The organism is Klebsiella sp. GFKo11, assembly GCF_056490265.1.
On the sequence record NZ_CM151369.1, the window covers coordinates 1,060,215 to 1,078,575 of the forward strand.

The 18,361-nt window shown below is 49.3% G+C and carries 19 protein-coding genes and 6 pseudogenes; 19 read left to right on the top strand and 6 right to left on the bottom strand.

The window, feature by feature from the left end; translation table 11 throughout:
• Positions 1 to 59 precede the first annotated feature (59 nt).
• A complete protein-coding gene (locus AC07P6_RS05065; RefSeq protein ID WP_339328241.1) occupies positions 60 to 230 on the bottom strand; it encodes a YnfU family zinc-binding protein in 171 nt (56 codons plus the stop codon).
• A gap of 75 nt (positions 231 to 305) precedes the next feature.
• Positions 306 to 518: a cold shock-like protein CspF gene (cspF, locus tag AC07P6_RS05070; protein WP_138110042.1), complete on the bottom strand. Its 213-nt coding sequence runs from the start codon at positions 516 to 518 to the stop codon at positions 306 to 308.
• Positions 519 to 784: 266 nt separating this feature from the next.
• Between cspF and AC07P6_RS05075 the strand changes: the two genes are divergently transcribed.
• The 4 genes and pseudogenes from AC07P6_RS05075 to AC07P6_RS05090 all read left to right on the top strand — a co-directional run.
• The gene (locus AC07P6_RS05075; protein WP_138110041.1) at positions 785 to 1,003 is read left to right on the top strand and encodes a cold shock domain-containing protein; all 219 of its coding nucleotides are present in this window, start codon (positions 785 to 787) and stop codon (positions 1,001 to 1,003) included.
• Positions 1,004 to 1,303: 300 nt separating this feature from the next.
• Positions 1,304 to 1,531 (top strand): hypothetical protein, encoded by a 228-nt coding sequence (locus AC07P6_RS05080; RefSeq protein ID WP_316431096.1) that lies wholly within the window; start codon positions 1,304 to 1,306, stop codon positions 1,529 to 1,531.
• 573 nt (positions 1,532 to 2,104) lie between these two features.
• The gene (locus AC07P6_RS05085) at positions 2,105 to 2,509 is read left to right on the top strand and encodes an H-NS family histone-like protein (RefSeq protein ID WP_171016419.1); all 405 of its coding nucleotides are present in this window, start codon (positions 2,105 to 2,107) and stop codon (positions 2,507 to 2,509) included.
• Positions 2,510 to 2,561: 52 nt separating this feature from the next.
• Positions 2,562 to 2,723 (top strand): annotated as a pseudogene (locus AC07P6_RS05090) (arsenical resistance protein ArsH); the annotation flags it as partial.
• Positions 2,724 to 2,799: 76 nt separating this feature from the next.
• On the opposite strand, the pseudogene AC07P6_RS05095 reads toward AC07P6_RS05090, so the two are convergent.
• Positions 2,800 to 3,150 (bottom strand): annotated as a pseudogene (locus tag AC07P6_RS05095) (transposase); the annotation flags it as partial.
• Between AC07P6_RS05095 and AC07P6_RS05100 the strand changes: the two are divergent.
• Positions 3,146 to 3,712 (top strand): annotated as a pseudogene (locus tag AC07P6_RS05100) (IS3-like element ISKpn37 family transposase); the annotation flags it as partial. The pseudogenes AC07P6_RS05095 and AC07P6_RS05100 overlap by 5 nt on opposite strands.
• Positions 3,713 to 3,725: 13 nt before the next feature.
• On the opposite strand, the pseudogene AC07P6_RS05105 reads toward AC07P6_RS05100, so the two are convergent.
• Positions 3,726 to 4,067, bottom strand: a pseudogene (locus AC07P6_RS05105) (LysR family transcriptional regulator); the annotation flags it as partial.
• 182 nt (positions 4,068 to 4,249) lie between these two features.
• On the opposite strand from AC07P6_RS05105, the pseudogene AC07P6_RS05110 reads away from it, so the two are divergent.
• Positions 4,250 to 4,489, top strand: a pseudogene (locus AC07P6_RS05110) (IS30 family transposase); the annotation flags it as partial.
• A gap of 94 nt (positions 4,490 to 4,583) precedes the next feature.
• On the opposite strand, the pseudogene AC07P6_RS05115 reads toward AC07P6_RS05110, so the two are convergent.
• Positions 4,584 to 5,380 (bottom strand): annotated as a pseudogene (locus AC07P6_RS05115) (PhzF family phenazine biosynthesis protein).
• 451 nt (positions 5,381 to 5,831) lie between these two features.
• On the opposite strand from AC07P6_RS05115, the gene AC07P6_RS05120 reads away from it, so the two are divergent.
• The 13 genes from AC07P6_RS05120 (at position 5,832) to AC07P6_RS05180 (ending at position 17,418) form a co-directional block, all read left to right on the top strand.
• On the top strand, positions 5,832 to 6,707 hold the full coding sequence (locus AC07P6_RS05120) for a GTPase family protein (RefSeq protein WP_193937786.1): 876 nt from the start codon (positions 5,832 to 5,834) through the stop codon (positions 6,705 to 6,707).
• A 243-nt stretch (positions 6,708 to 6,950) separates the two neighbouring features.
• Positions 6,951 to 7,673: a helix-turn-helix transcriptional regulator gene (locus AC07P6_RS05125; RefSeq protein ID WP_478315767.1), complete on the top strand. Its 723-nt coding sequence runs from the start codon at positions 6,951 to 6,953 to the stop codon at positions 7,671 to 7,673.
• Between the two features lie 29 nt (positions 7,674 to 7,702).
• A complete protein-coding gene (locus tag AC07P6_RS05130) occupies positions 7,703 to 8,155 on the top strand; it encodes a hypothetical protein (RefSeq protein ID WP_138110054.1) in 453 nt (150 codons plus the stop codon).
• Between the two features lie 71 nt (positions 8,156 to 8,226).
• Positions 8,227 to 8,700, top strand: coding sequence for a hypothetical protein (locus AC07P6_RS05135; protein ID WP_478315768.1), 474 nt, complete (start codon positions 8,227 to 8,229; stop codon positions 8,698 to 8,700).
• Positions 8,701 to 8,820: 120 nt separating this feature from the next.
• Positions 8,821 to 9,642, top strand: coding sequence for a DUF932 domain-containing protein (locus tag AC07P6_RS05140; RefSeq protein WP_155553957.1), 822 nt, complete (start codon positions 8,821 to 8,823; stop codon positions 9,640 to 9,642).
• A 30-nt stretch (positions 9,643 to 9,672) separates the two neighbouring features.
• The gene (locus tag AC07P6_RS05145; protein WP_012543034.1) at positions 9,673 to 10,116 is read left to right on the top strand and encodes an antirestriction protein; all 444 of its coding nucleotides are present in this window, start codon (positions 9,673 to 9,675) and stop codon (positions 10,114 to 10,116) included.
• A 12-nt stretch (positions 10,117 to 10,128) separates the two neighbouring features.
• The gene (gene radC / locus AC07P6_RS05150; RefSeq protein ID WP_155553956.1) at positions 10,129 to 10,671 is read left to right on the top strand and encodes a RadC family protein; all 543 of its coding nucleotides are present in this window, start codon (positions 10,129 to 10,131) and stop codon (positions 10,669 to 10,671) included.
• A complete protein-coding gene (locus AC07P6_RS05155) occupies positions 10,668 to 10,889 on the top strand; it encodes a DUF987 domain-containing protein (RefSeq protein WP_138110057.1) in 222 nt (73 codons plus the stop codon). The genes radC and AC07P6_RS05155 overlap by 4 nt, the downstream gene beginning before the upstream one ends.
• A 25-nt stretch (positions 10,890 to 10,914) precedes the next feature.
• A complete protein-coding gene (locus AC07P6_RS05160) occupies positions 10,915 to 11,271 on the top strand; it encodes a type IV toxin-antitoxin system YeeU family antitoxin (RefSeq protein ID WP_045333559.1) in 357 nt (118 codons plus the stop codon).
• Positions 11,272 to 11,291: 20 nt separating this feature from the next.
• Positions 11,292 to 11,615, top strand: coding sequence for a TA system toxin CbtA family protein (locus AC07P6_RS05165; RefSeq protein ID WP_001546951.1), 324 nt, complete (start codon positions 11,292 to 11,294; stop codon positions 11,613 to 11,615).
• Positions 11,616 to 12,103: 488 nt separating this feature from the next.
• The gene (locus AC07P6_RS05170) at positions 12,104 to 14,146 is read left to right on the top strand and encodes a prolyl oligopeptidase family serine peptidase (RefSeq protein WP_478315769.1); all 2,043 of its coding nucleotides are present in this window, start codon (positions 12,104 to 12,106) and stop codon (positions 14,144 to 14,146) included.
• A gap of 439 nt (positions 14,147 to 14,585) precedes the next feature.
• Positions 14,586 to 15,317: an arginine ABC transporter substrate-binding protein gene (locus AC07P6_RS05175; RefSeq protein ID WP_181484975.1), complete on the top strand. Its 732-nt coding sequence runs from the start codon at positions 14,586 to 14,588 to the stop codon at positions 15,315 to 15,317.
• 547 nt (positions 15,318 to 15,864) lie between these two features.
• The gene (locus AC07P6_RS05180) at positions 15,865 to 17,418 is read left to right on the top strand and encodes a peptide MFS transporter (protein WP_434661633.1); all 1,554 of its coding nucleotides are present in this window, start codon (positions 15,865 to 15,867) and stop codon (positions 17,416 to 17,418) included.
• Between the two features lie 160 nt (positions 17,419 to 17,578).
• Here AC07P6_RS05180 and AC07P6_RS05185 read toward each other — a convergent pair whose 3' ends face one another.
• Positions 17,579 to 18,358, bottom strand: a complete 780-nt coding sequence (locus tag AC07P6_RS05185) for an acetoin reductase (RefSeq protein ID WP_110276384.1) — start codon at positions 18,356 to 18,358, stop codon at positions 17,579 to 17,581.
• Positions 18,359 to 18,361 lie beyond the last annotated feature (3 nt).

Sequence of the window (18,361 nt, forward strand, 5' to 3'; positions counted from 1 at the left end):
AGCTGCCGGAATCTAACATAAGTATAGGACATGAGCTCTGTTCTGCGGTTTTGGTCGAGCTAGCGTCGGGAAATAAACAGAGCCTTACATCCGGGGCAAAGCATGGTCTGATTGCGCCGGATTTTTGACAACGGTTGTGCTGATTTTAAGCCACAAACAGGACAGGCAGCAGTGGCAGTAGACGCACTGCTGAAGAATTTCATTGCGTAATTGATAACAGACATAACCATTAACCTTTCAATGAATGAGCTTCACCGTACCACATGTGGTCAATTTTTAATCTATTTATTTTGACACAATAAAAATCAGGAAAGATAAATGTTCGCAGCCACAGGCCCCCTGAGACCGTTTATCCGGCAAAACTCTATGCGCCTTCCAGGGATGAGTAATTCTGATTCGCGGGAGTTAACGGCTGAAATGTGAAGCAGAACGTCTTTTCGTCCATCAGATGGGATGATGAGGCCTTTACCACTAAGAATATCAAAGCTTTTGACAATTCCTGTCATTTTACGGGACAAGTCAATTCCTTATTGAAAACACGCAAAGACTATACATTGAAAATGGCATTCAGCCACTTTTATTTTCCCTGCAGGACCTCTGGACGGCTAAAAGATAATTTGCTTATATCGATTCCCTGTGCCTTAATGAATCCCATCAGTTCGATGTACTAATGAAAGTTAGAAATTTTCCGGGCAGTTCTCATTACCAGGCGCTATCGTTGATATCCCCTCTTTTTGAGTCCATACGTTTACTATCAATACAATGATGTATAACAGGAGTCAGTATGACCTCTAGAATTACAGGCCTGGTAAAATGGTTTAACGAAGACAAAGGTTTTGGCTTCATCTCTCCTCTTGATGGCAGCAAAGATATCGTTGTCCATTTTTCTGCGCTTAATGGCGACAACTTTAAAACTTTATTTGAAGGACAGAAAGTTGAATTCGCCATTCAGATCGGAGACAAAGGTCCTGCTGCTGCATACGTAATACTTTGCGATAAATAAATCAATGTGGATCTGCGATAACGATGAAGAATTATCCCTGAGTAGACAGACCCATAACTTAAATCAGTGAAAAATCGTTTATTCTTAATATCTAATCAGCATATTTTTCACAATTATGAGTGCACTGACCGATGTAATGAAGTGCAGGACTACTGCATAAAAATTTTAAAAGCACAAACTAACTGCTTGTTAAATAAGAAGTGCGTAATGAGCGAGGCTATCTCCGAAAGCACCACGTAATGGCTTTGACCTTAATAGCATCTGCCAGTTAACACCCACGAGAGAACAGGGTAATAGAATATGATTAAAGTCCTTGTTTTCTTTAATGCTGAATCCTGTAAAGTCACGACCGTTCTGGAAGGTATATCCTCTGTCAGGCAGGAATATCCAAACGGTGAAGAAACACATCTTCGGATTATGTCTGCAGGTTTTCCTTCCTTAACTGGCGATCATGGTATTGTTTACGTGGCTACTGACAGGGAGTTAACGTCACAGGAGATACTTGATGCGGCCAGGAAATATTTATAGCATTTTTGTCATGCTCTCTGCTCCACGTTTAATTGCATGCTTACCCTATTTATCAGAATCGAACAAAAAATGAGTTAAAAATATTTATGGCCTGCTAACAGCAGGCTTTTTTTACATTATACTTTTTTAGAAACACCTCTGTAAAGAGAGAGTAATTCGCTACCCTCTGACAAAATGCAGGTGTCTCTCCCCTGCGTGCCATCTTGCCATTTGTGAAAAACCTTGCTAAGTGGCGGCGCTAATTCACTATATGTCTCTCCTGATTTAAAGCTCATCAGGTATGACTGAAGCAATAAGTTATGAGGGTATAAAAAGGCTCTCCGGATGGCTCCTGGCATCATAGTTTTAAGTACCTTTAAAAATGCAGGGGCATTTCGTAGGAGTTAGAATTTAGTTCTTGCACATTCTTCTTAGTTTTGTCTTGCGATAAGAGATTTATATAAGTAGTCTAAACCTCGTTAATAACAATATGTACCAATCGGATTAAAATGCTCAGTAAGAAAAATCGGGTTGATGAGCAACCGTCGACATTGGTATTTGCTGAACAACGAAAAAACTTTAAAAGGTCTCTTTATGTCAGATGCTCTTACACAGTTAAACAATATCCGTACCTTACGTTCTCAGACTCGTGAAATGTCATTAGATGTACTGGAAGATGTTCTGGAAAAGTTTAAAATTATTCTTATAGAACGACGAGAAGAAGAGACATTACGTCTTGCAAATGAAAGTCAGCGCCGCGATAAACTGGAAACACTTCGTCAGATGATGCTTGATGAGGGTATCGACCCCTCCGAACTTTTAGCTGCTATTGGCTCTCCGGGTAAGGCTAAAAGGACGCGCTCCCCCCGCCCCGCGAAGTATCGATATACTGACGAAACTGGAGAGTCAAAAACATGGTCAGGTCAGGGGCGAATGCCGAAGCGGATCTCAAATCTGATTGCTGAAGGTGGGGAATTAAGAGATTTTGAAATCAGCTAAAAAGAGCCGGGTATAACCCGGCTCTTTTTTGTATAGGCCGCAAGTTGCCTTAGAGAATAGTCGAGAAACATTTAGTTCCGTCGATGTAGCCGAGGAGCTGTTTAAAATCACAGTGCTGCTTAAGGGACAAACCGGTTATCTTGCAGATCGTTACAGCGAGCAAAAAGAGAACCATCAGGAGCTTTCATCCCGTGTCAATCAGGGCAAAATATAACTTCTGTTCTTCGTTAATCCATACTGCATGAGCTTAACAACGTCCGCTTCACGCCCTGAGACATTCGACAAGCTTTTTATGGCTTCAGTAAGGGCGACTTTCGCGCTTCCAGTGTCAGCAAATATTTAGCTTCGTCGTAGCGGGTTCTGGTCTTCCAGCAGCGGTAAATGATCCTTATCCATTTAAACGCCAGAGCCCGGATTGCTGATTGATGCGATTTCCCTTTTTCTCGCTGTCTCTGGTAATAAAGTTTGGCCCAGTATGATGAATTAACCGTCTTGGCAGCCCATTCAACAAAGGTCTGCCTGACGAACTTGGCACATTGCCATCGCCAGTGAACCCATGATTTCTGGCCACTTCGTTCGGTCACCGGTGCAATACCTGCATAGTTTTGAATTTCTTCAGCGCTGTTAAACCGATCACGGTTAAACGAAGACAAAAGTCCGCCATTGCCAAATTTACTGAACCGGCAATTTAACCCCGCCGCACCAAACCGCGTCTGGTGCGGCGACATCAGTTTTATTCGCCTGCAGGACAAATGGTGTTATCTCGCGCTCGTTGTTGATTTATATTCACGGCGGATTATCGGTTCAGCCCTCTCATTAACCGCTGATGCTGAGTTGGTGTGTAGGGCTTTGCGTAATGCACTGGAAACACGACCGCGTGATGGCCGCCTGCTGTTTCATTCAGATCAAGGTGTTCAGTATAAAAGCAATAAATACAGAAAGTTACTCTGGCGTTATGGGGTAATGCAAAGTATGAGTCGCAGAGGGAATTGCCTGGATAATTCGCCGATGGAAAGAGTCTTTCGCAGCCTTAAAAGTGAATGGCTTCCGAAAGGTGGTTATGGTGATTTTAGCCATTCGGTACGCGATATAAACCAGTGGATTAATGGTTATTACAACGTTTATCGACCTCACACGAACAACGATGGTTTACCGCCTTGCTTACATGAAGAAAAGTGGAAACAGGTTATCCCGGTGTCCTGATTTTGTGATCCACTACAGCCTGAAAATGCCTGAGATTAGGGATCAACATTGAATGCGCCAGCGCCAGGGGCACATCAAGTCTCAGGCGACCTCGCGGTGGAAGAGTCGGTGAAAAACTGGCCATCATGTCATTAACTTCGGCCAGAACATGCCTGGCATGATGATAGAACTCATCCCCTTCAGCAGTAACACTCAGCTTTCTGGTTGTGCGGTGAATGAGTTTTACACCCAGATCATGCTCTATCTGCTGTATCGCTTTGCTCACGGTGGGGCGATGGATCTGCAGTACATCTGCAGCCTTTGTGAAGCTCCCCTGCTCAACAACCTGTATGAAAATATTTAGGTATTCAATCATGTTGGTATGCACGCGATCACCTGTTTTGTAGGCTGTTTAAAACTGGCATTGTAAAGTAAACCATCCCATCGACATTATTTCTTTTCTTTCAGATAAGGGCTTCCAGGCTGCCACAATGTTCGCTTCTGGCTGTGAGTTCAATGGGGCGATGCAACGCTATCCTTAATCAAGGAGGGATTGCCATGAAACGAAGAACGCGTATTAACTACACGCCAGATCAGAAAGCGATTATCTGGGACAGATATAAGCAAGGTGATTCCCTGCAAGATATCGCCAGAATGTTCGACAGATATCATTCTTCTATTATGCCCACTATCCACCAGACTGGTGGATATCACCCCCTTGTCCGTAAGCGACATCCGTTAGCTCTTTCACTCGATGAAAGAGAGGAAATATCCAGAGCGCTGGTAGAAAAAATCACCCCAGAGCGTTTTAACCAATGTGTTGCATCCATCGGTTAAACTCACAGCGAAAAGTGGACGTTATACTTGAAAACTCATGACGATCGGTATTTCGCTATTCCTGGCGCAACAGTACTTTGCCAATCAGATAAGTTGCTGCTTGTCCGCTGATTAAAACGCGATCGCCCTCTAGCTGACAGCGTAAATCCCCGCCACGCTCCGCTCCCTGATGCGCCAGCATTTGTGTTTTCTTCAATTTTTCAGACCAATAAGGAATGAGCATACTATGCGTTGAACCTGTAACAGGGTCTTCTGCTACAGCATCCCCAGGGCAGAAAAAACGGCTGACAAAATCATATTCCCCTTCGCCCGCAGCGGTAATACACACCATTTTTCCCAGGGGGAGCATTGCATTGATATTCGGGCGTACAGCTTCTACCTGCTGTTGATTCTCCATCACGACCATGTAGTCGCGTGCCATACGCACTTCTTTGCACTCTGTGATGCCAAGCGCTTCCAGCAATAAGGCGGGTGGTATGACTGGCTCAGTTTCCCAGGAGGGAAAATCAAGCGTCATCCATTCACCGCTGCGTGTCACCATTAATGGGCCGACAAATCGAGTAGCAAAATGGATTGTTGTGCCTGAGTAGTCAAGATGTTCAAATATGACGTGTGCAGCAGCAAGCGTGGCATGCCCGCATAAGTTAATTTCCCCCAGAGTGGTAAACCAACGCAACTCAAAGCCATTATCATTTGCGACAAAAAATGCTGTTTCAGACTGGTTATGTTGCTGCGACATTTTAATAATGTCTCATCAGGCAACCATTCGGTAAGTGGACATACCGCAGCCGCATTGCCATCAAACGTGGTGGTGGTAAAGGCATCAATCATGTAAAAATCAATTTGTTGCATAGCGGTAACCTTTATTCGCTCTGGGGGACCCGCACTCTACCATGCCATTATGTAATCCGAATTTTTATTTACCCGACCCGCCTGCATGATAAGAGTCGTGACTAACTCAAAACAGTTGCGGCGCCACAGTCATCTCGGCGGCGTCAGTCCGGAGGCCTTTGAACAGCCCTCATCGTGAGGACAGAATTTGTCTGATGTCGTGGGGTCAGTCCATTGATCAGCCCATACAGTGAAGAAAGGGTATGTCTACTGAGGTGAGGTTAGTGCATTCCCGAAGTATGTTAATGTCCGCTGCTGACACCAAGCGGATATTGTACAATCCAATACTGCACAAGATCCTTTACGTGTTAATCTAAAATCCCAAATTATTTCAGACAGATATTATCTCAGTGAACCCCCGCCCTCCTGACTGGATCGCGGGGTTTTTAATTTTTCACGCTGAGACTACTGTATGAATAAACCTGATGGCCTTCATGCCCTTGAACAACCGCTCGCGTCGCTTCCGTACATGCTTCGCCAGCTTATTCTTGAACGTATCCAGAACCTGACCCACTACGAGCCGGTGATTGGCATCATGGGCAAAAGTGGTGCAGGTAAATCCTCTCTCTGCAACGAACTTTTCCGGGGCGAGGTGTCCCCGGTGAGTGACGTGAACGCCTGTACTCGCGACGTACTGCGTTTCCGGTTGCGCAGCGGTCGTCACAGTCTGGTGATTGTTGATTTACCGGGGGTAGGTGAAAACGGGCGACGGGATCATGAATACCGGGCCCTGTACCGTCGTATGCTGCCGGAGCTGGACCTGGTGCTGTGGGTCATTAAGGCCGATGATCGGGCACTGATCGTGGACGAGCAGTTCTGGCACGAAGTGATGCAATCTTACAGGCAAAAGGTGCTGTTTGTGATTAACCAGGCCGACAAAATCGAACCCTGTCATGAATGGGATACCCTCACCAGCAAACCTTCGCCGCACCAACAGGGAAATCTTAAAGCGAAGCAGGCTGCGATTATGGCGATGTTCAAACCGCATCATCCGGTCTGTGTGGTGTCCGCCAGCACTGGATGGGGCATTGAGGAGATGGTGGCAGCCATGATGCGCTGTCTGCCTGACCGCGCCACCAGCCCGGTAGTGACACAACTGCACGGGAGACTCTGCACAGAGCCGGTAAAGTCGCAGGCCCGTGACAGTTTCGGTGAAGCTGTGTGCCGGGTTTTCGATTCCGCAGAATCATCTTCGTTCCTGTCTGCATCGCTGAAAACGGTGATTCGTAGCGTGCGTGATGCGGTGGTATCGGTCGCACGGGCCGTCTGGGACTGGATATTCTTCTGATATCGAAATTTTCTCTGCGAATGATGAACTGGTTGTTAATGATTTGTTGATTGTGGACACGTCCTTTCCATTGCGTTTTATCATCAACTAAATCAGGCGAAGCATCATTATCTGTCAGACGAGCGCTCACAAGGCCGGGCTGCTCATAAAAAATAGTTCCGATGTTGTCCATACCCTGTCCACCCCTTCCTTTAAAGTAATCATTATTAATTCAGAGAGTTAACTTCTCAGGAGAAATCTTTCATGACGCTTCAGGAGCGGCGACATGACCGGCTTGCCGTCAGGTTGTCGTTGATTATCAGCCGCCTGGTGTCCGGTGAAACTCTGTTCATTCGCAAACTGGCAACTGAATTCGGGGTGTCAGAGCGCACGCTGCGTCGTGACTTTCGGGAACGTCTGATGTATCTCGACCTGGATTACTACCAGGGACAATGCGGTCTGCGTTCAGATATTCACAGTACGCGGCAGGAAATAGATATTCTGACCTTTGCTCACCGCACGGGGCTGGCCGGGGTTTTCCCGGGCTTTGACCGGCGACTGGTCAGCAGCCTGCTGGACTGTGATGATCGACCCTGTCTGGTATGGCATCAGGACAGACCTCATCCCCCGGCAGGAAAACTCTGCTTCTACAGGCTGGTCAGAGCTATTTCGGGATGTCAGCGCATCACCATTCTGACTGAAGGGGATCGTCATGAGGCCGTTGCACCTTACCGGCTAATCGCTCTGGACGGTTACTGGTATCTGGTCGCTGAACATAACAGGCAATTACGTGTCTTCCGGCTGGATGAGATTCATCTGGTAAGGCCATCCCGGGAAACATTTATTCGCAGTGAGCTTCTCTATCAGCTGTCGGAAGATAAACATTTTATCTCTGCCTTACCTCATTTCCGTTTTATTCAGCAGTCGCTGAATTCATTTTCTCCATCAGAAAGTCGGGGGCAATCCGGACACACTGATAAGAGATAGTCTCCATAATTAAATGTAAGGTTAATCTAATGAAAAAATTGAAATTGTTTTCTTTACTGCCAGTCATGTTGTTCCCCCTGCTTATCGCAGGTAATTCTCACGCAGCACGTCCTTATAGCGGGTTCCTGCCTGCGGCAGTGAATAATAAGAGTGGGAATATATTCTGGTGTGATGCCCACCGACAGGTCAGAAAACTGTGCACAGCGACGGAAGTGGATTCAATGGGATGGTTTATTGTTGTTCGCTCGAAACCTTCCAGAGATTGTCCGGGTGGCATATGGGGGTGGATCACTCCCAGTAAAGACGATGTGGCAACAGGCTATACCATTACGCCTGGTAAAGAATTCAATCTCACCATGAAGGATATGTGCAGTCCGGATATGAAAGTAACGTTCCGCACGAATAAAAAGGACCCTCGTTATGACGATCTCGTCGGGATTTATGCCGGAAAAGAAGCGTTTCGCTACAAACAAATAAAATAATCCAACTGTTTTTTCATTACTTTATTGTTTTGAACAACAAAAGCTTTATTACATGATTTGAGGACAACATTATGCGACTGCCTTACGTAATATTTACATTTGCTATGCTGGCTTCTGTATCAACAGCACACGCTATTCCCAATATGTGGACGAGTGGTTTTGGGATGGGCGTGACCGAATATATCATTACCAGCCCGGAGAAGGTGGTGTTTAATCTGAACTGTACTGGCAATCCGGATGCGCAGAATATTCTGCAACACGGTGTTGATCTCACCCTGCCTGATGGAACATCAGTAAGTTCTCATGACGACGGGACGGAAATAACGGTCGTCATGGATAACAGTCAGTATCCGTTACCTTCTTCCCTCGGCTGGCGAAACGGTGACAATGCCTGGGTGTCATTTATTGACGCGCTGGGTCAGTCGTCTAATTTCGATGTTTACGTCAACAATAACAAAGTCGGCTCCTTTAGTCCGGGTCTGAAGAATACGCAAAAAGAGCTGTCTGACCTCAGTGAATGTCGGACCACACACTACAGCGATTAATTATTCACATTTCAGACCTCTCCAGCCCACTACGCACCAACAACCAGATAGCAACAGGCCATGTTCCTTCGGGAACATGGCTTTTTTGTTTTTATTTCATTATCAGATAAGGAGTTAGCCATGCGATTAGCCAGCCGCTTTGGCCGTATAAATCAGATACGCCGTGACCGACCTCTGACCCACGAAGAGCTGATGAGTCATGTGCCCAGCGTGTTCGGGAGTGACAAGCATGAATCACGCTCGGACCGTTATACCTACATCCCGACCATCACCATCCTCGAAAGTCTGCAGCGCGAGGGGTTTGAGCCGTTCTTTGCCTGCCAGACGAAGGTTCGCGACCAGAGCAAGCGGGAGCATACCAAACACATGCTGCGCCTGCGTCGTGCCGGACAACTTACCGAACATCAGGTACCGGAAATCATTCTGCTTAACAGCCACGACGGCTCATCAAGCTACCAGATGCTGCCGGGACTGTTTCGTGGCGTCTGTACCAACGGCCTGGTCTGCGGTCAGTCATTCGGCGAAGTGCGGGTACCGCATAAAGGTAATGTCGTCGAGAAGGTGATTGAAGGGGCTTACGAAGTGCTCGGGGTCTTTGACCGGGTGGAGGAGAAACGCGGTGCAATGCAGTCGCTGGCGTTACCAGCCCCGGCCCGTCACGCGCTGGCAAATGCGGCACTGAAGTATCGATTTGGTGAGGAGCACCAGCCGGTCACGGTATCGCAGTTGCTGACCCCACGTCGCGGGGAGGACTACAGCGATGACCTGTGGACCGTCTACCAGCGCGTGCAGGAGAACCTGATGAAAGGTGGTCTGTCAGGGCGAACCGCACAGGGGAAAAGCAGCCGCACCCGTGCTGTTACCGGTATTGATGGCGATGTGAAGCTCAATCGTGCTCTTTGGGTGATGGCAGAAAACATGCTCGATTTTTTCGGGCGTTAAACAACGGTTCCGGCATAAGGAGATAGTTTAATGAATACACAAAATCATCAGGTTGCGGAGCATACCGCAATTACTGCCTCAGTGGTCCCGGACGAGTTACGTATCGGCTTCTGGCCGCAGCACTTTGGCTCCATCCCACAATGGATAACCCTTGAACCTCGCATTTTCGCCTGGATGGATCGGCTGTGTGCCGATTACCAAGGTGGTATCTGGCGCTTTTCGACGCTCAGCAATGGCGGCGCTTTTATGGCTCCCGAGTCGGAGCAAGATGAAAAGTGGAGATTGTTCAACAGTATGAACGGTAACAGCGCGGAACTTACTGGCGAAGCAGCAGGGATAGTCGCCTGCCTGATGGCTTACAGCCACCATGCCTGTCGTACCGAGTGTGACGCGATGACTGAGCACTATTATCGTTTACGCGACTACGCGCTGAACCATCCGGAATGCAGCGCCATTATGTATCTCATTGACTGAGGAATGCCTGACATGAATACCGCATTATCCCCGGTGTCATCGCAGCCTGAACTCTTTCCACTGGCGATTATGGCCCAGCATGGTTGTTTGATCCCCGCGACCTCCGGATTAACCCCCTATGCCCAACGCACCATTCGTCGTGCCATCAACCTGCTGGATAAATATTTGCGCCAGCCCGGTATATCCTTTACCTCTAGTACTGCTGCCCGTGACTGGCTTCGGTTACAGCTGGCAGGACAAGAACGGGAAGTGTTTATGGTGCTCTATCTCGATAACCAGCACCGTTTACTGGAGAGTGAAACGCTATTTGCCGGTTCGATTAACCATGTCCGGGTCCATCCCCGTGAGGTAGTGAAGTCAGCGCTTCGCTTCAATGCTGCAGCTGTCGTACTGGCGCATAACCATCCATCCGGTGATCCGGAGCCCAGTCAGTGTGACCGCAACATTACGGGCAGGCTTAAAGAAGCGCTGGCACTGGTTGATGTGAACACGCTCGATCATCTAGTCATCGGTTCAGAGGGCATAGTGTCGTTTGCAGAGCGAGGCTGGATATGAAAATCATCAGCAAACGCCAGGCAATGACCCTGTACCGGCAACATCCTGGCTCCCGACTGTTTCGCTTCAGTACGGGCAAATATAAATGGTCAGGCAGTATCTGCCATTATGCTGGCCGCGAGATGGAGGACATACGCGGCGTTCTGGCCGTGTTTGCTGAACGTCGTCAGGACCGCAATGGTCCCTATGTCATTCTTCGAAGCGTCACTCTCAATTAATCCTTCACTTTAATCAGGAACAATAATGAACTATCACTCAGAATCCGGTGCCATACCGGAGAATCCCCCCTGCCAGCATTGGGGGCTAAAGAGTACGATCACACCCTGTTTTGGAGCTCGGCTGGTGCAAGAAGGAGACCGCCTGCATTTTCTTGCTGATCGGGCCGGATTTAACGGTGCTTTCTGCGACGATGACGCGCTATACCTGGATCAGGCCTTTCCGTTGATTCTCAAACAACTGGAGCTGACACTCACCAGCGGAGAACTCTCCCCCCGCCATCAGCACTGTGTCACCCTCTATCACAACGGACTCACCTGCGAAGCCGATACGCTTGGTAGTTGTGGCTACGTATACATCGCCATTTATCCCACTCAACGTTAATTACTTTCACGAGAGAAAAAATGAAATTTCTACCTACAACAAATATGCGGGCGGCGAAGCCATGCCTGTCGCCCGTGACTATCTGGCAAATGCTACTTAGTCGTCTGCTGGAACAGCATTATGGCCTGACACTAAACGATACACCTTTCTGTGATGAAACCGTCATACAGGAACATATCGATGCCGGTATCACTCTCGCTAATGCCATTAACTTTCTAGTGGAAAAGTACGAACTGGTTCGTATCGATCGCAGAGGGTTTAGCTGGCAAGAACAAACGCCATATCTCACGATTATTGATATCATGAGGGCCCGTCGCGATCTGGGTTTAATGAATCGTAATTAGTCTGATGCTAACGGTATCGCTGCTTTCGAGTATGCCTGCCATTTGCTATCATCTCGCTTCCTGCTGATTTATCGACAAAGGTAATTACTTGAATTCAAAGCCTCTGTGCTTTGGGGGTATCTTTGGGGGTATAAGTTAAGATATAACTTGAAAATTCTATATTTTTCAAGTTATTGAGCAGCTTGTTCTAATCCCTTCGCCCGCTCCATCTATTTTATCTTATAAATCCATCGGTTACACTCAAATCTTATACCCATACGCACGAGATCCGATTTCGTAAATCTTCTACAAAAAACCTCGTGTTCACGATAGCGGCTGCTAGCATCCAGGCGTATTTTTATCTACACGTTCATTGTGTAATTCGCTAGTCTGGTTAGTACAGAAATTGCACTTACCTTTACTTTGATACATTCCACTACAAATCTGCGCATGGCTAAGAAGTCAGCCATATCGACAACACTCTGCCCATTTATCAGGACGAGATAATCATGACGCGACAAAACGTTCAGGAACTGCTCAACAAACTGGAAACACCGCAGGACGATGACGCCCTGCGCTGGGTGGCGGAGCAGAATAGCCGCACCGTCGCAAAATTCGCCCAGGGTGAGCGTTTTCACCGTACGCAGAAGGCCGTTTTGCAATCGCTGGACGATCAATCGAATATTCCCTGGGTTAGCCACTATCGCGAAACGGTTTATAACTTTTGGCAGGATGAACAGCATCCGCGCGGTATCTGGCGGCGAACGACGGAAGCATCCTGGTTAGCGGATAACCCTGAATGGGAAACGGTGTTGGACATCGACCGGCTAAATGAAGAAGAGAGTGCAAGCTGGAACTATCACGGTACCGATATCCTCTACCCGGATTACACGCGGGCGCTAATCTATCTGTCGAGCGGTGGTGATGCATGTGAAATCCGCGAGTTTGATCTGGTTAACAAGACTTTTATTGCCGACGGGTTTTATCTTCCCGAAAGCAAAAGCTCCGCTCGCTGGCTTGATGAAAATACGCTTCTTTTAGCGCTTGATGCGGGGGGCGATACGCTGACCCAATCGGGCTATCCTCGCTGCGTTAGCCGCTGGCGACGCGGCACACCTGCGCAGGATGCCGCGCTCATTTATGCCGGAACTGAGTCGGATATGCGCGTATATGCCTGGCACGATCCGACCCCAGGTTTTGAGAAAACGCTGGTGCAGCGCGCTGAGGATTTTTATCGCCGCCGCACCTGGCTGTTGACCGCGCAAAATGAGCTGGAACCCATTGCTATTCCTGAAGATGCATCATGCGGTTTTCTGCAAAACTGGCTTCTGGTGATGCTGACCTCGGCCTGGGAGATTGCCGACAAAACCTATCCCGCAGGCTCGTTGATTGCGACCGATTTTACGGCTTTTCAGCAGGGCCAGCGCGACTTTACCGTTTTGTTCACGCCGGATGCCCACACTACGCTGCAAGGCTACGATACGACGCGTGACTACCTGATACTCAATCTGACTCAGGATGTGGTCGAAAAAGTGACATTTTGCCTCCCTGAACACGGTCAGTGGCGCAACGTTAACACGCTGGAATTGCCCGATTTCACCTGTATTTCAGCATATGGCATTGATATAGAGAGCAACCGCTATCGAGTCGTTAGCTATGGATTCTTGCAATCCTGCCGCCTGAGCCTTGGCGATCTGGACAGCGGGAATCTTATCGCCGTGAAACAGGACCCGTCCTGTTTTGATGCCTCGGGTATCGAGGTGACTCAGCATTTTGCTATTTCGCTGGACGGTACGCGCATCCCGTATTTCCAGGTTTCCGCTAAAGGACTGGCATTAACCGGTGACAACCCGACTTTGCTTTATGGTTACGGCGGTTTCGAGGTTTCTCTGTCTCCATACTATTTGGGCGCGATGGGGGAAACCTGGCTGCAAAAGGGAGGCGTTTTCGTCGTCGCGAATATTCGCGGCGGAGGAGAATACGGACCACTGTGGCATCAGGCGGCGCTGAAGCAGCATCGTCACCGTGCCTATGAAGACTTCGCGGCGGTAGCGAAAGACCTGATCGCGCGCAGTGTAACCTGCCCGAAACGGCTTGCGGCGCAAGGAGGGAGTAACGGCGGCTTACTGATCGGCAATATGCTAACGGATTACCCGGAGCTTTTTGGCGCGCTGGTTTGCCAGGTGCCGCTTCTGGATATGCGTAACTATCATCGCTGGTTGGCAGGGGCATCCTGGATAGCGGAATACGGCGACCCGGAGAACGCAGAAGAGTGGCAATGGCTGCAAAACTACTCGCCTTTCGACAAGGTTCGCGCAGATAAGCACTATCCGCCGACGCTGTTTACTACCGGCACGCAAGACGACCGTGTCAGCCCAGCCCATGCGCGCAAAATGGTGGCGCACATGCAGCAGCAGGGCCACGATAATGTCTGGCTGTATGAAGAAACTGAAGCCGGTCACGGCAGTTCGCCGGAAAATAGCCAACGGGCATTTCAGCGGGCCATGAAAGAAGAGTTTCTGTGGCAGATGCTGACTGAGCAACTATCGTGAAAATGGCTGCGGTTGTCGGTGCAGGGCTGTCAGAGTTAGGGAGAAAATTCCCCGACTTTTAAGTCGGGGTTAGATATTTTGCGTATTGCACCTATGGTGAAATTTTTATCTCTGCTTAAACCATTACTATTCTTGTTGATATGAAATATAACCTTCAGCTTGATATATTATGCTGTAATCTATCGCGTAACCTGTGGATATGATTCATTAATTTATCTCCCATAAGGCGGCAGGAATCTACAGAACCCGCATCAGTTCAAGTATGATTGTTCTCCCCGGACGGGCGGCACCTGCTATTTCGCAGGCCATAACCTGGACGGTTTATCAATGACGATAATTATTTGGGCGATGAATTTGATTCGGTGCCTGACGGAAATAACGATCCCGACCATCTTTCAGACCGCTGAATTATTGTAGGGGCATCACAGGGAGCATTAACATGAAAGGTACTTATCTCGCTATTGCGCTCGGTTTATTTTCTTGTTCGGCGCTGGCCGCTGAACGGGTGATTCATTTTGGTACCAGCGCAACCTATCCGCCGTTTGAATTTGTCGATGGTAATAACCAGGTGGCTGGTTTTGATATCGATATTGCCAAAGCGGTATGTAAGGAACTCCAGGCGACCTGCAACTTCACCAATCAGAGTTTTGATAGCCTGATCCCGGCGCTGCGTTTTAAGAAAATGGATGCGGTGATCGCCGGTATGGATATCACACCGCTGCGTGAAAAGCAGGTTGATTTCTCGACGCCGTACTTCAACGAACTGTCGGCGGTTGCGGTGGTGCGCAAAGATACCTTCCATACCTTTGCCGATTTGAAAGGTAAAAAGCTTGGCCTGGAGAACGGGACTTCGCATCAGCGCTACCTCCAGGATCGCCATGGCGAGATTGAATCTCAAGCCTATGATAGCTATATGAACGCGCTAATCGACCTGCGAAACGGACGTCTGGACGGGGTGTTTGGCGACGTGGCGGCGATGAAAAACTGGCTGAAGGAGAACCCGGACTTCGTCATTATGGATGAGCACGCCACCGATCCTGAATATTATGGTAAAGGCCTGGGCATTGCGCTGCGTAAAGGGAACCCGCTGCTGGCGGAGATAAACCAGGCGCTGGAGAAGGTGATGGCTTCTCCTGAATATAGCGAAATTAAAGATCGCTGGATTAAATAATCGTCCATGACAACGCGTCAGTCTTACCTGCTGGCGCGTCATAAAAACCCGTTAAAGCCGCATACGAATGCCGTCGGTTCGGCGATTTAACCCTCGAGTTGTGCAAGTTCGGTGCTGGATTATCTACGCCCCCTGATGGCGATCCATTCACAACTTTAATTGTTAGTTTTATCGGCCTTTCCCGACATTGTGCTCATCAGACACGTATTTCTTAGGGTTATTGATTAGGTGTTGCTTACTCATGTACGACCCGGTAATCATAAGAATAAATATTATTAATCATTTGTTTTTTAATGATTAAATGATTTTTTTTGTGTGTTTTATCATGTCAATCACATTTCCCCTTTCGCCAACTTTAAATCCAGAAAAGTAGACGTTTGTCGAATTTTCATCTAAAAAGTTGGGGTAAGGGACTAGACAGGACCATTTTTAGGTTATCAAATGGTTAAATATCATCACATTAAATGTGAATAATTGACCTTGTGTATAAAAGGTCAACACGCTTCCCGTGGTTTTAAATCGCTGCGGGTATCTTTTGGGAGAAGTTATGCATTCCTCTGTGAATAAAAATGAAAGTCGGACCTTTTTTGGTCATCCATATCCGCTTGGTTCGCTGTTTTTCACCGAAATGTGGGAGCGATTTTCGTTCTACGGCATTCGTCCATTACTGATCCTGTTTATGGCGGCCACCGTTTATGACGGCGGCATGGGGCTGGCGCGTGAGAACGCCTCGGCGATCGTGGGTATCTTTGCCGGTGCGATGTATCTTGCCGCGCTGCCGGGCGGCTGGCTGGCGGATAACTGGCTTGGTCAACAAAAGGCGGTCTGGTACGGTTCGATTCTGATTGCCCTGGGCCATCTGTCCATTGCGCTGTCGGCGGTGATGGGCGACACGCTGTTCTTTATCGGCCTGATGTTTATTGTACTCGGTTCCGGCCTGTTCAAAACCTGTATTTCGGTGATGGTAGGGACGCTCTACAAGAAGGGCGATGCGCGCCGCGACGGTGGATTTTCGCTGTTCTATATGGGCATCAATATGGGGTCGTTCATTGCGCCGCTAATCTCCGGTTGGCTGATTAAGTCTCACGGCTGGCACTGGGGCTTTGGGATCGGCGGTATCGGGATGCTGGTTGCGCTGGTTATCTTCCGCGTCTTTGCCGTCCCGGCGATGAAACGCTACGACAGCGAAGTCGGCCTCGACTCAACCTGGAATAGCCCGGTGGTGAAAAGAAACGGCGTGGGCGGATGGCTGCTGGCGCTGACGGTCGGCGTGGCGATTGTCATTACGCTGATTGCCCAGGGCGTTATTGTGATTAACCCTGTCGCGGTTGCCAGCATGCTGGTCTACGTCATTGCCGCCTCGGTGGTGCTGTACTTCATCTATCTGTTTGCCTTCGCTGGCTTAAGCCGCAAAGAGCGCGCTCGCTTGCTGGTCTGCTTTATCCTGTTGGTTTCGGCGGCCTTCTTCTGGTCGGCGTTCGAGCAGAAGCCAACCTCATTCAACCTGTTCGCTAACGACTATACCAACCGTATGATCGGTTCTTTTGAGATCCCGGCGGTATGGTTCCAGTCGATCAATGCTCTGTTCATCATTCTGTTGGCACCGGTATTTAGCTGGGCGTGGCCTGCGCTGGCGCGCAAAAACGTGCGTCTGAGCAGCATCACCAAGTTTGTTATCGGCATTCTGTGCGCCGCCGCGGGCTTTGGCCTGATGATGCTGGCGGCACAAAACGTGCTGAGCAACGAAGGGGCTGGCGTCTCGCCGATGTGGCTGGTCGGCAGTATCCTGATGCTGACGCTGGGCGAGCTGTGCCTGAGCCCGATTGGTCTGGCGACCATGACGCTGCTGGCACCAGAAAGAATGCGTGGTCAGATGATGGGGCTGTGGTTCTGCGCCAGCGCGCTGGGGAACCTGGCGGCAGGCCTGATTGGCGGTCATGTGAAGGCCGACCAGCTGGATATGCTGCCTGACCTGTTCGCCCGCTGTTCCATTGCGCTGCTGATCTGTGCCGCGGTGTTGTGTGTGCTGATTGTGCCGGTTCGCCGGATGCTGGAAAACACCCAGAGCAAGAAGCCGCAGGAACCGACGGCTAACGCGTAATACCTCTGAAACCCGGCGCGTGCTGTGCCGGGTTTTAGACTGATGATAGTGTGCTCACAGGTCTGCCGGGCGGCGGCTAGCGCCTGGCCCGGCCTACAAAAGCCACAGCATCAGCACGTGACGAATTTTTCGTAGATCCGTGCTGCGCCGGTTTTACTTTTTAACGGTAAACAATACCGCCATCGATCAGGATCGATTGACCGGTAACATAGTCGGAATCCGGGCCTGCCAGATACGAAACCAGGCTTGCCACATCGTCCGGCGTTTCAGCACGACCCAACGCAATGCCTTCCACATACTTTTTATAGGTTTCGCCAACCGGTGCGCCGGTTATCTCTGCGAAGCGTTTATCGATTTCAGTCCACATACCGGTACCCACAATCCCCGGGCAGTAGGCGTTAACCGTAATGCCGCGGCTGGCGTACTCTTTTGCGGCCGCCTGGGTCAGGGCGCGCACGGCAAATTTGGTCGCGGAATAGATCCCCAGCAGCGCGAAGCCATCATGCCCGGCGATAGAGCAGGCGTTGATGATTTTCCCTTTTTGCTGACGGTCGATGAATTTTTTCGCCGCCGCCTGAATGCCCCACAAGGTGCCCTGAACGTTGATACGCATAATTCGATCAACCTCTTCAGGGGTCACGTCGGCCAGCGCCTGAACCTGCGCGATCCCGGCGTTGTTGACGATAATATCAAAGCCGCCCAACGCCTTTTCCGCCGCGTCAATGGCGGCATAAACCTGATCGCGGTCGGCGATATTGGCGACGAAGGTGGCTGCTTTGCGGCCCAGCGCCTCGACTTCGGCGGCGACGGCGGCAATCCCTTCAGGATTCACGTCCACCAACATCAGCGACGCGCCATCTTTGGCCAGACGCAACGCAATACCGCGGCCAATACCCTGACCCGCGCCGGTTACCAGCGCAACTTTATTTTCGATAGCCATATT

Bases quoted from the DNA above. Each gene is read 5' to 3' on its own strand.
- AC07P6_RS05160 (WP_045333559.1), top strand. From the start codon at position 10,915: ATGAACTATCACTCAGAATCCGGTGCCATACCGGAGAATCCCCCCTGC.
- AC07P6_RS05185 (WP_110276384.1), bottom strand. From the start codon at position 18,358: ATGGCTATCGAAAATAAAGTTGCGCTGGTAACCGGCGCGGGTCAGGGT.
- AC07P6_RS05145 (WP_012543034.1), top strand. From the start codon at position 9,673: ATGAATACACAAAATCATCAGGTTGCGGAGCATACCGCAATTACTGCC.
- AC07P6_RS05125 (WP_478315767.1), top strand. From the start codon at position 6,951: ATGACGCTTCAGGAGCGGCGACATGACCGGCTTGCCGTCAGGTTGTCG.
- AC07P6_RS05130 (WP_138110054.1), top strand. From the start codon at position 7,703: ATGAAAAAATTGAAATTGTTTTCTTTACTGCCAGTCATGTTGTTCCCC.
- AC07P6_RS05175 (WP_181484975.1), top strand. From the start codon at position 14,586: ATGAAAGGTACTTATCTCGCTATTGCGCTCGGTTTATTTTCTTGTTCG.
- AC07P6_RS05065 (WP_339328241.1), bottom strand. From the start codon at position 230: ATGGTTATGTCTGTTATCAATTACGCAATGAAATTCTTCAGCAGTGCG.
- AC07P6_RS05120 (WP_193937786.1), top strand. From the start codon at position 5,832: ATGAATAAACCTGATGGCCTTCATGCCCTTGAACAACCGCTCGCGTCG.
- radC (WP_155553956.1), top strand. From the start codon at position 10,129: ATGAATACCGCATTATCCCCGGTGTCATCGCAGCCTGAACTCTTTCCA.
- AC07P6_RS05155 (WP_138110057.1), top strand. From the start codon at position 10,668: ATGAAAATCATCAGCAAACGCCAGGCAATGACCCTGTACCGGCAACAT.
- AC07P6_RS05140 (WP_155553957.1), top strand. From the start codon at position 8,821: ATGCGATTAGCCAGCCGCTTTGGCCGTATAAATCAGATACGCCGTGAC.
- AC07P6_RS05080 (WP_316431096.1), top strand. From the start codon at position 1,304: ATGATTAAAGTCCTTGTTTTCTTTAATGCTGAATCCTGTAAAGTCACG.
- AC07P6_RS05180 (WP_434661633.1), top strand. From the start codon at position 15,865: ATGCATTCCTCTGTGAATAAAAATGAAAGTCGGACCTTTTTTGGTCAT.
- AC07P6_RS05075 (WP_138110041.1), top strand. From the start codon at position 785: ATGACCTCTAGAATTACAGGCCTGGTAAAATGGTTTAACGAAGACAAA.
- AC07P6_RS05135 (WP_478315768.1), top strand. From the start codon at position 8,227: ATGCGACTGCCTTACGTAATATTTACATTTGCTATGCTGGCTTCTGTA.
- AC07P6_RS05170 (WP_478315769.1), top strand. From the start codon at position 12,104: ATGACGCGACAAAACGTTCAGGAACTGCTCAACAAACTGGAAACACCG.
- AC07P6_RS05085 (WP_171016419.1), top strand. From the start codon at position 2,105: ATGTCAGATGCTCTTACACAGTTAAACAATATCCGTACCTTACGTTCT.
- AC07P6_RS05165 (WP_001546951.1), top strand. From the start codon at position 11,292: ATGAAATTTCTACCTACAACAAATATGCGGGCGGCGAAGCCATGCCTG.